Here is a 13,942-nt window from a genome sequence, read left to right as displayed (position 1 = left end):
GTGGCAAGGACATCGAAAAAATGGCGACCGGTGGCGGCATGGATGGTCGCCGCCGTGGCCATGGTCATGCTGCCGACCGGTCCGGCACAGGCCGCTGACGGCACCGCGCCGCCACCGATGGCGAACGGATTCGGCCTGACCCAGGTGGACACGGCCGTGGGAGGTCCCGCCAACTTCACCATCACCGTGACCACGCCCGAGGTCACGGGAAAGCACCACATCAAAATCATTCTGCCGAGCGGCTATTACACCGACCCGGACCGACGCTACCCGGTGCTGTACTTCCTGCACGGCTCACCTGACGACCCGATCCAGCAGACCTATCCGGCGCTGACCATGTCGGACTCGATGATCACCGTCATTCCGGACGGCGGCGCTCGGGGCTGGTATGCCAACTGGCTCAACCAGAAGACTCAGCTCGGTGCCCAGAACTGGGAGAACTTCCACCTCAAGCAGGTGATCCCGTTCATCGACGCGAACCTGCGGACCATTCCCACCAAGAAGGCCCGGGCCATCGCCGGTGTCTCCATGGGCGGGTTCGGCGCCTTCCACTACGCCCAGGTCCGTCCCGACCTGTTCAGCCAGACCGCATCCCTGTCGGGAGACATCGATCTGTCCGCCAAGTCCATGGACCTGCGGCTGGCCGCCGTCGCCTCCGTCACCGATGCGCTGGGCGCGATCTGCGGCTCGTCGTCCGGAGCCTGCGACCCCGACAACTCCCCCTACAAGCCCGGCGTGGACAGCGACGCTCTCTTCGGCTCGCCCTACCCGGTGTTCAACGCCGACTGGCGATGGAACGAGGTCGACCCGGCAGCGCACATGGACAAACTCGCCGGAGTCGGCGTCTCCGTCTATGTGGGCAACGGAGGCGGCTCACCCCTCGAACCGGAGTTCTGGCTCGAAGGCGCGGCCAAGCACGCCAAGGACAGCATGGACGCGCTCGGCATGTCCTACCACTACGTCGACTACGGGGACGGTTCCGCCTGGGGCACCCAATGCAACGGCGGCCACAACGGCGGCTGCTGGGAACAGGATCTCCGGGACCTGATCCCCAGGCTGGAAAGGGCCTTCGCCTCCTGACCGTCCAGAACGGCCGGGGGTGGGTGGCACCGTCCTGGCCGAGCAGACTGTGACACCCGCCGCCGCGTGTCGGAGGATCGCCTGGTGCGTCCGCAGCATCCGGCTCGGGGGAATGCCCACGTCGTCGGACAGGCGGTGGCGGGTGCGGTTCGACACGGTCGGCTTCTTCGTGAGGCTGGAACCGCCGCGGGCCCCGTTGCGCGCGGCGGTGCAGGCCGTCGAGGGTACGGGCGAGTTCCCGGGGCTCGGTGCGGAAGCCGGCGAGGGCCCGCTCGATCCGGTCGCGCGCCTGGGTGAGCTCTTCCGTCGCTGCGTGGTGCCGGCCCAGCCGGTTGCGGATCTCGGCCGCCGGCCTGGTGCCGGACCGTTCGCCGACCGCCGCGAGTGCCCGGTCGTGGAGTTCCGTCGCCCCGGCCAGGTTGCCCAAGCACTCCTCGGCGGTGGCCGGTCAGCCGAGGACCGCGGCGTACAGCGGGATGTTCCCCACGCGCTCGGCGAGTCGGGCGGTCTCCCGTCCGTGCGGAGCACATCGCGCAGGTGGGTCAGGAAGCGGAGTACGTTCCGCCGGGCCGCGGATGTGTCCGGACAGCGGATCGTGAGGTGGGTGCGGCCCCTCGGACGGTTGCCCCGCTGGGCTGCACGGTCCTCGCGGGCTGAGGGGCGCCGGCGGACGCGGCCGGGGCGGGCTCCTGATTCCGGCTCAGTCCGAGGCCGGCGGCGAGCGTCGGCCAGGACCTCTCGAACTCCCCCCGCCACGCGGACCACGCGTGCGACCCGCCCCGGTACAGGTGCGCCCGTACCGGCACGCCGAGGTCGGCGAGGCGCTCGACGAACCTCCGCGCCTGCCACCACAACGTGCCTTCCAGGAAGGCGCCGCCGAGGTTGCCGAAGTCGTCGTTGGGAATGCCGCTGCCCTGCGCGACGTACAGGCGAGTGCCCCTGAGCCGTGCCGCGAGCCGGTACGGGTTGTGCTCCGCCCAGTTCGCCCACTGGACGACGGCGCTTCCCCACAGGTCGCTCGGCCACTGTCCCTCTCGGGCGACGATAGCGTCGACGACGGTGGGCATGCCGGGGGCCGACGTGTCCAGGATCCCGCTGTAGGACGCGGCGGCTGTGAAGGCGCCGGGTCTGCGTGCCGCGAACGCCAGGGCGCCGTAGCCGCCGGTGGACACCCCGGCCACGGCTCTGGTCGGCCCCGCATGGAACTCGTCGCGCAGCAGCCCCATCACCTCGTCGATCTGGAAGGTCTCGTAGTCGGGCGTGCGGCGGCCGAAGTTCCACCAGTCGGTGGGGATGCCGGTGGGTCCCGCCGACGGCATGACGGTGATGACTTCCTGGTCGGCCAGGAAGTGCTCGACATCCGTCTCCCGCGTCCACGAGGTGTAGTCGTCGTGCGCGCCGTGCAGCAGGTAGAGCACGGGCCGCTCACGGTCGGGCGCTTCGGCGTACGAGGCGGGGAGCAGGACACGCACCGGGACGTCGGCGCCCACGGCCGGGGAGCGGATCGTCAGGTCGACGGTCCGTTCGTCGAGCCATCGGCGTCCGACGATGCGGGCGCCGTCGTCGGATACGGCCGTCCGCCGCTCGGACGGTACCGGCGTGCCCTGTGCCGTGGACGCGTCGAGCGCGCCGCCCGTGGCGAGGAGCACGGCGGTGACGGTGAGTGCGGCCAGGCGGGTGCGGGGTCGTCTGCGGTGCCGGCGGCTTCGTTGCATCAGGGCTCCAGGGACGCGGACTTCGCCGGGAGACGGGCGGGGTCGAGGGCACGGGTCAGCTCCGCGGCGAGGGTGTCCACCGCCGGAGGGTCGAGCAACGCCAGATGGTGACCTGGCAGGTCGGCCACGGTGAGGCCGGGGCAGTGGGCGTCCCAGCCGAGCGTGACGTCGGTGCGTTCGTAGCGGGCGTCGCGGACCGTGTGGGGGGCCGGCTCCGTCGCCCGGTAGAGGAGGGTTCGGCCCGGGTACGGGCCCGGTGTGTGGCGTTCCCCGCTGCGGAGGTCCAGGTACGAGGCACGCTGGTGCGCCAGGACGCCGGCGGGCAGGTCGACGGCCTTCTCCAGAAGCCTGAGAACGAGGTCGACCTGTTCCGCGTCGTCCATGTCTCCCAACTCCGGGTAGGGCAGCGTCAGTTCGGCCGCGTACGTGGTGCGGACGTACGCCGCGAAGCCGGCGAAGCGCCGTCGGGCCTCGTCGGCCGGTGTCGCCGCGGGCGGGGCCGGCAGCGGCAGGACCGAGTCGACGAGGACCAGTGCGGCGACCTCGCCCTCCCGGCTCAGCAGGCGGGCCGCCTCCTGGGCGACGACCCCGCCGTACGACCAGCCGCCCAGGATCCAGGGGCCCTCGGGCCGCAGCAGGCGGATCCGGCGGGCGAACTCCGCGGCGCGGCCCGCGACGTCGTCCGGGCGTTCCGGACGGTCGAAGCCGTACACCGGCCGTTGCCCGTCCAAACGCGCGGCCAGGCGCCCGTACACGTCGGAGGAACCGCCGGCGGCGTGTGCCAGGAACAGTGGCGGGTGCGGGCCGTCGCCGGGGAAGGAACGGAGGACGCCCGGCGTGCCAAGGGACGGCTCCTCGGGATGCGCGAGCGGCGGCGGGGTCGGCCGGGGCACGTCGTCGAGCAGTGCCGCCACGCCACGCAGTGTTCCCTGGCGCAGCAGCACACCCGTTTCGGGCGCCGAGCCGAACTCCCGCTGCACGGCCGTCCGGATGCGAACCGCGGTGAGCGAGTCGAGGCCGAGATCCGTGAGGGGGACGTCCGGGTCGAGCCGGTCCGGGCCGAAGCCCATGACGCGTGCGACGAGCGTGCGCAACCGGTCGAGCGGTGTGGTCGTGGCGGGCCGTTCCTTCGGTTCGGGGGCCGGCTCCGGTTCCTCGCCCGCCCAGTACCGGCGGCGCTGCCAGCGGGGCGACGGGACGTCCGTGATCCGGCCGCCCCGGTGCAGCGTCTCGCGTGCCGACGGGATGCGCGTGCCGTGCACCAGGAGCGCGGCGAGGGCGGCCCGGAAGGAGACCGCGTCGTCCGTGCCGCGGCGCAGCGTCGGGACGATCAGCGCGTCGTGCGCCCCGGCGGCCTCCAGCGTCCGGGCAAGCGGTTGCGCCTGGGTGGGGTGCGGCGCGACTTCGACGAACACGCGGTGCCCGTCCCGCGCCGCCGCGCGCACCGCCTGCTCGAAGCGGACGGGGCGGCGCAGGTTCGCCAGCCAGTAGGCGGTGTCATAGGGGTCGTCGGCCCGGGGGTCGTCCAACACCGTGGAGTACCGGCGGCACGCGGGCTCACGGTGCGGGACGGCGCCGAGCTCCCACGCGAACTCCTCCAGCAGCGGTTCGACGTCCGGCGAGTGTCCCGCCACCGGCACCGGCATCGTCCTCGCGAAGGCGGCCTCGGCGGTGACCCGGGCGACGAGCGCCCCGACGTCCCGTGCCGGACCGGTGACCACGCACTGCTCGGGCGAGGCGTACACCGCGACGTGCAGCGTCGGCAGGTCTTCCGTCATCCGGCGGATGCCCTCCGGGGGCAGGTCGACGACGGCCATCGTGCCGCCCCGTACGGTGGCCAGGAGGCGGGAGCGGGACGCGACGATCCGCGCTCCGGTCGGCGGGTCGAGGACCCCGGCCGTGACCGCCGCCGCGATCTCGCCCAGCGAGTGACCGATCACCGCCGAGGGCTCCGCACCGTAGGAGCGCCACAGTTCGGCGAGCGCGACCTGGAGGCCGTAGAGCGCCGGCATGACGGCGGTGAGCGAGGACAGGTCGGCGTCCGGTGCCATCGCGCCGAGCAGCGAGATCCCGGCGTGCTCCCGCAGCACCGGTTCGAGCCGTTCGACGGCCGCCGCGAACGCCGGTTCCGAGCCCAGCAGTTCACGTGCCATGCCGGGCCACTGGGAGCCGTATCCGGAGAAGACCCACACCGGCCCCGGATCGTCGGCGGTGAGCGGAGCGCGGTCGGCGGTGACGAGGTGGGTGTCCGGGTCGCCCGCGGCGAGGCGGCGCAGGGCGGTCGCGGCGGCGGCCCGGTCGCGGCTGACGACGGCCGCGCGCCGCTGACCGCGCCCGGTGCGGCCCGCCAGGGTCCGGGCGACGTCGGCCAGCCGTGCGCCGCGGCTCGCCGGCGAGTCGAGCCACCGCGCCAGCTCGCCCGCCTGGGCACGGAGGCGGGCGTCGGTGGGGGCGTCGAGCAGCACCACGGCGGGCTGGAGCGGTGCGGGTGCGAGGCGGGCGGATCCACGCTCGCGGTGTTCCTGGAGCACGACGTGTGCGTTCGTGCCGCCGAAGCCGAAGGACGACACACCCGCGGTCGCCGTGCCGGAGTAACGCGGCCACGGTTCGGGCGAGGTGAGCACCCGCAGGCGCAGCGCCTCCAGGTCGATGTGCGGGTTGGGGCTGCCGAAGTGCAGTTGCCCGGGCAGCTCGTCGTGGTGGAGGGCGAGGACGGTCTTGATGAGTCCGGCGATGCCGGCGGCCGCCTCCAGGTGGCCGATGTTCGTCTTCACCGAGCCCAGCAGCAGGGGCTGTTCGGCGGGGCGGCCCCGTCCGAGCACCGCGCCCAGGGCGCCGGCCTCGACCGGGTCGCCGAGCGGCGTGCCGGTGCCGTGGGCCTCCACGTAGTCCACCCGCCGCCGGTCCGGACCGTGGGCGTGGGCCAGCAGCGCACGCTGTGCGGACGCGCTCGGCGCGGTCAGACCGTTCGAGCGCCCGTCGGAGTTCACCTCGGTGGCCGTGATCACGGCCAGGACTCGGTCACCGGCCCGCTCGGCGTCGGCGAGGCGTTTGAGGACGACGACGCCGCACCCCTCGCCCCGGACCATGCCGTCGGCCGCCGCGTCGAACGCCTTGCACCGCCCGTCGGCGGCCAGTGCGCCCGCCCGCTGGAGCCCGAGCGTCACGGCCGGGGAGAGCAGGACGTTGACGCCGGCCGCGAGCGCCACGTCGGACGTGCCGTGGGCCAGGCTGCGCACCGCATGGTCCACGGCCACCAGGGACGACGAGCAGGCCGTGTCGACGGCCACGCTCGGGCCCCGCAGGTCCAGCGCGTAGGAGACGCGGCCCGCGGCCACGCTCAGGGCGGCGCCCGCCACCGTCCACGGCGTCACCGACTCCGGTCGTGCCCCGGTGAGATGTGCGTACTCGGTGCCGCTGATCCCGACGAACACCCCCGTGCGGGTCCCGGCGAGCGAGGGCGCCGGGATCGCCGCGTGGTCGAGGGCCTCGCGGGTCACTTCCAGCAGCATCCGCTGCTGCGGGTCGAGGGCCACTGCCTCGTCGGCGGCGATGCCGAAGAACTCGGCGTCGAACTCCTCGACGTGGCCGAGGAAGCCGCCGTGCCGGCCGAGGTCGCCGGGCAGGACGGACCCGGCCGGCACGAACCGCTCCCAGCGTCCTTCAGGCACCGTTCCGACGCCGTCACGGCCCTCGGCGAGCAACTGCCAGTACATCGCCGGGGAGTCGGCTCCACCCGGGAAACGGCAGCCGACACCGACCACGGCGACCGGTGACCCGGCGGCGGGGAGGACGGCCGTGACCTCGTCGGGCAGGGGCTGCTCCGCCTCCGCCGTGAGAGTCGCCACGAGCGCCGCCGGCGTCGGCGTCTCCCACAACAGCGTCGCGGGCAGCCGCCGCCCCATGGCCTGGCCGAGGAGCGCGGTGAGGGCGACGGTGTCCCGTGACGTGAGCCCGTACTCGGCGAACGGCCGGTCGTCGGTCACGTCCTCCGGCGCCACGCCGTACCATTCGCCGAGCCGCGCGACCAGCACCTCCCGAACCCGCCGTGCCGTGGTGCTCACAGCGCCCCCGCGCGCAGCGCGCCGGAGAGAAAACGTTCCCGGCAGGCGGCCCGCGCCACTTTCCCGCTCGATGTGCGCGGTACCGCGCCCGCCTCGACCAGCACCAGATCGGCCAGCCGCAGTCCGTGCCGCGCCGCGACGGCGGCCCGTGCGTGGGCCAGGCTCTCGCGCTCCTGCGCGCCGTCCTGTCCGGTGCCCCGCCGTACCTCGGCCACCACCACGAGGTCCTCCTGGGTGCCGTCGCCGCGCGGCACGCCGAAGGCGGCGAGCCGGTCCCTGCGCACCACGTCCACCGCGGACTGCACGGTCTCCTCGATGTCCTGGGGGTAGTGGTTGCGGCCGTCCACGAGGATCAGGTCCTTCAGACGCCCGGTCACCAGCAGCCTCCCGTCGTGCAACGCGCCCAGGTCGCCCGTGTGCAGCCAGCCCTCGCGGAAGGTCTCGGCGGTGCGCTCGGACTGCTTCCAGTAGCCCGCGCCCACGTTCGGCCCTCGCACCTGGATCTCGCCGACGCGTCCCTCGCCGAGCACGGTCCCCGTCTCCGGGTCGGCGACGCGCACCTCCTGCCCGACCGGCCGACCGCACGCGGTGAGCCGTGCCGTCCCGCCGGGCCGCTCCTCGACGTGGCCCGCCGCGAGGGCCTCGGCATCGCACTCCACTGTCGCGGGCGGCCGGTCGCGCCGGTCCGCCGTGACGAACACGGTGGCCTCGGCGAGTCCGTACGCGGGACACAGCGCCTCGGCGGCGAGGCCGGCCGGGCCGAACGCGGCGAGAAACCGGTCCAGGGTGGCGGGCCGCACCGGCTCGCTGCCGTTGAGCAGGGCCGCCACCCGGTCGAGCCGCAGGCCGGCGGCCTCGTCCGCGTCGACGCGGGTGACGCAGTAGTCGTACGCGAAGTTGGGCGCGGCGCTGAGCGTCCCGGGATATCCGCCGAGCAGGCGCAGCCAGCGCACCGGGCTCTCCAGGAACGCCACGGGATCGAGCAGCACGGACCCGAACCCGGCGTAGACCGGAGCGGCCACGCACAGCACCAGGCCCATGTCGTGGAAGAGCGGCAGCCAGCCCACGGTCGTGCTGCGGCCGGGGGCGGCGTCGAAGGCGGTGACGGCCTGCCGGGCGTTGGCGACGACGTTGGCGTGGGTCACCATCACTCCGGCCGGGCTGCGGGTGGAGCCCGAGGTGTACTGCAGGTACGCGATGTCGTCCGGTGCGGGCCGGGGCAGCCGCGTCGCGGGCGGGCCCTCCGGCAGCGCGTCCACCTCGGTCACGGGCAGGCGCCCCCCGGTCACCCGCCCCACCGGCTCCCGCGACGGCCCGTCCGTCAGCACGTGGGCCGGCTCGCAGTCGTCGAGCACGGCGGCCAGGCGTCCCTCGTGGCCCGTCAGGTCCGGCGTGAACAGGGGAACGGCGATCACTCCCGCGTACAGGCAGCCGAGGAAGGCCGCCGTGTAGTCCAGGCCCTGCGGCAGCAGCAGCGCCACCCGGTCGCCGGTCCGCACCGTTCCCTGCAGCTGCCCGGCGACCGCACGTGCCCGTGCGTCGAGGCCCTGCCAGCTCAGCGTGCGGTGCACACCCGAGGAGTCCGGTCCGGGAAACTCCACGTGGGTGACGGCACGCTGGTGGGCACTGTGGGTGGCCCAGTGCCGGAGCCGGTCGGTCAGCAGCGGCGCGGGTTCGGACGTCTCGGTCATCTCGACTCCACTGAAGTGACGTACGGTTCGGCTGAGGCCCCAGGTTCCGCTCCCGTGCCGCGGTGGAAGAAGACGGGGCACTGACAGTTCGTCCGGTGCGGACTGTCAGCGCGGTGACAAAACAGGCCCCGGGAATCGGCAGCCCGCACAGCAGAGCGCGGCCCGCCCGCGCACGCACAATCCGTTGAGCGCATCCGGCGGAAGGGACGGGGTCGTGCATCGCGGAAGGCTGTCGGCGTTACTGGTCCTGCTGTCCCTGACCGGGTTCCTGACCACGCTGGACAACACCGTCATCAACGTGGCCCTGCCCACCGTCCAGGAGGACCTGGGGCTGGACGTCGCGGACCTGGAGTGGGTCGCGGCCAGTTACGTCCTGTCGTTCGGGGCGTTGCTGCTCGCCGGAGGGCGTGTCTCCGACCTCGCCGGGCGGCGTGCCGTGCTGGCCGTCGGCATCGTCGTGTTCGTCCTCTCCTCCTGCGCCGCCGCGCTGGCCGGCAGCGGGACGGCCCTTGTCGCGGCCCGGGCCGTGCAGGGCGCCGGTGCCGCGCTCGTCGTCCCCGCCTCCCTCGCGATGGTCGCCTCGGATCTGCCGGCCCGGCGCCGCGCCACCGCCATCGGGGTGTGGACGGCGTCCCTCGCCCTCGCTCTCGCCCTCGGACCGGTCATCGGCGGATTCGTCACCGAGCACTGGGGCTGGGCCTGGGTCTTCCTGCTCAACGTGCCCGTCGGAGCGGTCGCTCTGCTGCTCGTACCCGCGGTCCCCGGGGCCGGCCGACGCGGCGCCGACCGGTTGCGGACCTCGCTTCTGGACGTGCCGGGCGTCGTCCTCTCCGCCGTCGCGCTGTTCTTCCTCACCTACGCGCTCGTGAAGGGCGGAGAGCACTCGTTCAGCGCGCCGCCCGTCCCGTTGTGCCTGTGGCTGTCGGCCGCGACCGGCGGCGCGTTCCTGCTGGTCGAGGCGCGCACCCTCCTGCCCCTGGTGGATCTGCGCATGTTCCGCGACCGGCTTCTCGTCGGGGGTGTCGCGGTGCAGGTGCTCTGGGGGGTCGGGGTCAACGGCGTGTTCTTCTTCACCGCCCTCTACCTGCAGCAGATCCTCGCCTTCTCACCGGTCGAGGCCGGCTTCGTGTTCCTGCCTCTCGCCGGTGCCCTGCTGCTGTGCACGCCGTTCGCCGAAGCGGCTGCCCGGCGCGTCGGCGCCCACCGCTCCATCGCGGCCGGCCTCGCGCTGGTCGCGGCGGGTCTGCTGCTGGTCTCCGGGACCGGCGCGGACGCCTCCTACGCCGATCTGCAGCCGGGGCTGCTGCTCATCGGCGTCGGTTCGTCACTGACCACGCCGTTGACGGTACGGTCGATCGCCGACGTCCCCGCCCCCCGGACCGGCTTGGCGTCGGGCCTGGTGAGTGCGGCACGTGAGATCAGCGGAGTGTTCGGCGTGGTGCTGGTCGGCATCGTGCTCACCCGTACCGAACGCGATGCGCTGCGGGGCGGGGCGGCCCCGCACACCGCCTTCCTCGACGGCTACGGCACGGGACTGCGACTGGCCGCCGGCTGCGTCCTGCTGGGCGCCGCCGTCAGTGTCGTGGCGCTGCGCCGTCCCGGCCGTCACCGTCGCCGTCACCGTCGCCGTCGCCGATCAGGGTGACGGACCCCGTTGGGGCACGGCGATCCGGCGTGCGGATGGTGGCCCCTCGGACCCTGATGCCGGCTGTGCCCGCACGCGCGGGGCGTCCCGCCGCCTTGTCACTTCGATGACAAGCGCCACCGCGCGATCCGTCCGCCGCTGACGGGCCGACGCACCGACTGGGCGGTATGGTCACCGGGGCCCCTGATGTCCCCACATGCTGAGGGAGCCCCATGGTCGACGGAGACCGCACACGGACCGAACCTCCCGAAGGTGACACCCCACTCGAGGCCCTGCCCACCGAACTCCTCGACCAGTTGCGGCCGTTCCTCGACGAGATCACCGAGGAGGTCGTACGGGCCATACGCACCGAGATCGCCGAGTACGCCCGCCCGATGGACGAGACGTACATGCATGTCGTGAACCGGGGTGTCGCGCGGGCCCTGGAGGGCTTCGTGGCCCGCCTGTCCGGCTCCGAGACCGACTGGGAGGACGTCAAGGCGACGTATCAGCGCATCGGGAGGGGCGAGGCCGACGAGGGCCGCAGTCTCGACTCGTTCCAGGCGGCGCTGCGGCTCGGTGCGCGCGTGACCTGGCGCAGGGTGAGCGAACTCGTCGAAATCCAGCGGCTGCCGCCGCACGTGCTCATCGCGTTCGGCGAGACCATGTTCCTGCACCTCGACGAGATGGCAGCCGCCACCACCAGCGGGTACACCGAAGCCCGGCTGCATGCCGCCGGCGAACTGCAGCAGCGTCGCAGCAGGTTGATCGATCTGCTCACCGCCGATCCGGCGGTCTCCTCGGAAGCGGTCGCCGACCTCGCCCGGACCGCGCAGTGGCCGCTGCCGCGCGAGATCGCCGTCGTCGTCACCGACCACGCCGGGGAGTCGGACGCCGTCCGTCCCATCGTGCCGCCGGAGTTCCTCGCCCGGTTCGACGGCCAGCCGGGCGTCATCGTCGTGCCCGACCCGGAGGGCCCCGGCCGGGAACGGGCCATCACCGGGGCGCTGCGCGGCCTGCGTGCGGCGCTCGGGCCCACCGTCGCGCTCGACGCGGGCGTCCGCTCGCTGCGCTGGGCCCACGACGCCCTGGACCTCGCACGGCGCGGCGTCCTGCCCGGTACCGGGCTCGTCCGCTGCGCCGACCATCTGGCCACGCTGCTGCTCTTCCGCGACGAGGACCTCGTCGACGCGCTCACCCGGCAGCGCCTCGGCCCACTCGACGCCGTGCGGTCTCCCCAGCGCGAGCGGCTCGCCGAGACCCTGCTGTGCTGGCTCAGCTGTGCCCGCAACGCGAGCGAGGTCGCCCAGCGTCTCGCCGTGCATCCGCAGACCGTCCGGTACCGGCTGCGCCAGTTGGAGGAAGTCTTCGGTGAACAGCTTCGCGACCCCACGGTGCAGTTCGAGATGCAGGTCGCGTTACGCACCCTGGGCCTGCGCCGCTCACCGGACTGAGCTGGTGCGTGCGGCCGCCGGGCTCGGAGTGCCGGGTCCGGGCGGCCGCCGGGGCCCGGCCGCGCGGACCAGGTGGAGGTTTCCGTGCCGGGAGCCCTGCCAGGGTCTCAGTCACCGGCTTCCACCGTGCTGCTCGGTGAGCCACTACTGGTAGGAGAGGCGCTGATGCTGCCGGAAGGACTGGCGGAGGGCCTCGAGGAAGGGGGTGTCGTCCGCGAGGGTGAGCTGGGGCGGCGGCCACTGGAGGCTCGGGGGGTCGGCGTCGCCTTCACCGGTGGCGGCGCACTGGTGGTGGCGGGAGGCCGAGAGACCGGTGACGTGCTGCGAGTCGCCGTGGGCAGAGGACGCCGGATCTCGTCATCGTTTCGGTCCCGGACGCCCTTTCGGGCCGGGTGCGTGGTCACACGCTCCGGTGAAGCCTGCGCATCGGTGACGCGGTCCCCAGGCTCCTCGGGGGCCGGCCGTTCCGGGATCGAGGCCGCTCGTGGGGCCGTCGACTGGGGAAACACCGATACGGTGACCAGGCCTCCGAGGAGGGTGAAGGCGGCTGCGGCAAGGGATCGGACGGCATACTTCTTCAGCCGCGCCGGACGGTCGTGCCGGTCAACCGAGTTCTCTTGCGAAGCAGTGGGTGACCCGGGAAGGAGCGACCCGAAGGAGCTCGGTCCCCCGCCCAGTCGGGCCTCCGGCATCGCGGCGTCGACGGCCGAAGCACCGTCTCTCCGATCGCTCGGCTGTGCCATGCCGGGGTCGTACGCCCCACATTCCGGGCAGGTTACGGCGCCGTTGAGCGTGCGGCTGCACGGTATGCAGTAGTCCATGAAGCGACCGTTCTCAGTCCTTGAGTTGACGGGAGCAAAGGCGCACCCGGTCCGGGCAGCAGTCACCGGCGGGGAGACGCCGCTCGGTTTGTTCCGGACCGATCTTTGACATGTGCGAACCTCACTTACCGGTCTGCAGGTGCGTCACCGGTTACTGGGGCCAACGGGGCGCATCGAATGAGTGCTCACACGCAGGCAGGAAAGTGGGGTATGTAACTCTGCCGGTCACGCACCTGGACCGGCGTCCCCCTCCGGCCGGGGCCGGGCGTGTGCGCACCTGCAGGAACACACGCACCCTCCGAGCGGCGGGAGTTGACTGGTCTACACCCTTGACTGGTACAGACCAAAGCGGTTGAGTGTGCCTCCCACCCCCCACCACGGCCGCGCCCACGCCGTGACCGGTCCGACCGGCACGTGCGCACAAGGCCCGGCTTCGCGCTGCCCTTGTCCGGGTGCGGCCGTGCTCCACAGAGGAGTTGACCCTGTGTCGAAACGCCGCCTCTCCGCCGTGGTCACCGCACTCGTCCTGGGAAGCACCGTGCCTGTCCTGCTGCCGGCCACGGACGCGTCCGCCGCCGCGTGTTCGAGCTACCCGAGCTGGGTTGCCGGAAGGCCGTACACGACCGGCGACATCGTGCGTTACACCGACGGCAAGGCCTACATCGCCGAACACGACAACCCGGGCTACGACCCGATCATCAGCACCTGGTACTGGGAGCCGTACGCCTGCGACAGCGGCTCCGGGACCCCCGTCGGCACCTTCGTGGTGAGCGAGGCCCAGTTCAACCAGATGTTCCCGAACCGGAACTCCTTCTACACCTACAGCGGACTCACCGCCGCTCTCAGCGCCTACCCCGCTTTCTCGAACACCGGCAGCGACACGGTCAGGAAGCAGGAGGCCGCGGCCTTCCTCGCCAACGTCAGCCACGAGACCGGCGGTCTGGTGTACGTGGTCGAGCAGAACACCGCCAACTACCCGCACTACTGCGACTGGAGTCAGCCGTACGGCTGTCCGGCCGGCCAGGCGGCCTACTACGGGCGTGGTCCCATCCAGCTCAGCTGGAACTTCAACTACAAAGCCGCGGGCGACGCGCTCGGTATCGACCTCCTCAACAACCCGTGGCTGGTGCAGAATGACGCGGCCGTGGCCTGGAAGACGGGGCTCTGGTACTGGAACACCCAGACCGGACCCGGCACCATGACGCCCCACAGCGCCATGGTCAGCAGCGCCGGGTTCGGCCAGACGATCCGCAGCATCAACGGCTCCCTCGAGTGCGACGGCAAGAACCCGGCGCAGGTCCAGAGCCGCGTGGACGCCTACCAGCGGTTCACGCAGATCCTCGGGACGTCACCCGGCGGCAATCTCTACTGCTGATCGTGCGGCAGGAGCGGGGGCGGTCTGGTCGGCGCCGTCGATGGAGCGCCTCGCCGCCCCGCTCACCCGCTCGCCCCGGCGCAGCCGCACGGCGGCGTCCGCGATCACCGGTGAGGTC

7 protein-coding genes are annotated in these 13,942 nt (G+C 72.9%); 4 read left to right on the top strand and 3 right to left on the bottom strand.

The window, feature by feature from the left end; genetic code table 11:
* Positions 1 to 42 precede the first annotated feature (42 nt).
* Positions 43 to 1,080 (top strand): alpha/beta hydrolase, encoded by a 1,038-nt coding sequence (locus tag AC07CM_RS09870; RefSeq protein ID WP_478876124.1) that lies wholly within the window; start codon positions 43 to 45, stop codon positions 1,078 to 1,080.
* 542 nt (positions 1,081 to 1,622) lie between these two features.
* On the opposite strand, the gene AC07CM_RS09865 is transcribed toward AC07CM_RS09870, so the two are convergent.
* Genes AC07CM_RS09865 through AC07CM_RS09855 form a run of 3 tightly spaced genes read right to left on the bottom strand, consistent with a single transcriptional unit; the run spans position 1,623 to position 8,550 of the window.
* Complete coding sequence (locus tag AC07CM_RS09865; protein ID WP_478875834.1) at positions 1,623 to 2,795, bottom strand: alpha/beta hydrolase; 1,173 nt, start codon at positions 2,793 to 2,795, stop codon at positions 1,623 to 1,625.
* Positions 2,795 to 6,859, bottom strand: a complete 4,065-nt coding sequence (locus AC07CM_RS09860; protein WP_478875833.1) for a beta-ketoacyl synthase N-terminal-like domain-containing protein — start codon at positions 6,857 to 6,859, stop codon at positions 2,795 to 2,797. Before AC07CM_RS09860 ends, AC07CM_RS09865 begins: the two co-directional genes overlap by 1 nt.
* Positions 6,856 to 8,550, bottom strand: coding sequence for a fatty acyl-AMP ligase (locus AC07CM_RS09855; RefSeq protein WP_478875832.1), 1,695 nt, complete (start codon positions 8,548 to 8,550; stop codon positions 6,856 to 6,858). Before AC07CM_RS09855 ends, AC07CM_RS09860 begins: the two co-directional genes overlap by 4 nt.
* Before the next feature lie 214 nt (positions 8,551 to 8,764).
* On the opposite strand from AC07CM_RS09855, the gene AC07CM_RS09850 reads away from it, so the two are divergent.
* The 3 genes from AC07CM_RS09850 (at position 8,765) to AC07CM_RS09840 (ending at position 13,824) form a co-directional block, all read left to right on the top strand.
* Positions 8,765 to 10,195: an MFS transporter gene (locus AC07CM_RS09850; RefSeq protein ID WP_478875831.1), complete on the top strand. Its 1,431-nt coding sequence runs from the start codon at positions 8,765 to 8,767 to the stop codon at positions 10,193 to 10,195.
* A gap of 212 nt (positions 10,196 to 10,407) precedes the next feature.
* The gene (locus AC07CM_RS09845; RefSeq protein ID WP_478875830.1) at positions 10,408 to 11,628 is read left to right on the top strand and encodes a PucR family transcriptional regulator; all 1,221 of its coding nucleotides are present in this window, start codon (positions 10,408 to 10,410) and stop codon (positions 11,626 to 11,628) included.
* Positions 11,629 to 12,933: 1,305 nt separating this feature from the next.
* Positions 12,934 to 13,824: a glycoside hydrolase family 19 protein gene (locus AC07CM_RS09840; RefSeq protein WP_478875829.1), complete on the top strand. Its 891-nt coding sequence runs from the start codon at positions 12,934 to 12,936 to the stop codon at positions 13,822 to 13,824.
* Positions 13,825 to 13,942: the final 118 nt, after the last annotated feature.

Source organism: Streptomyces sp. NPDC044061, assembly GCF_056434305.1.
This window is presented reverse-complemented; position numbering and strand designations above follow the sequence as displayed.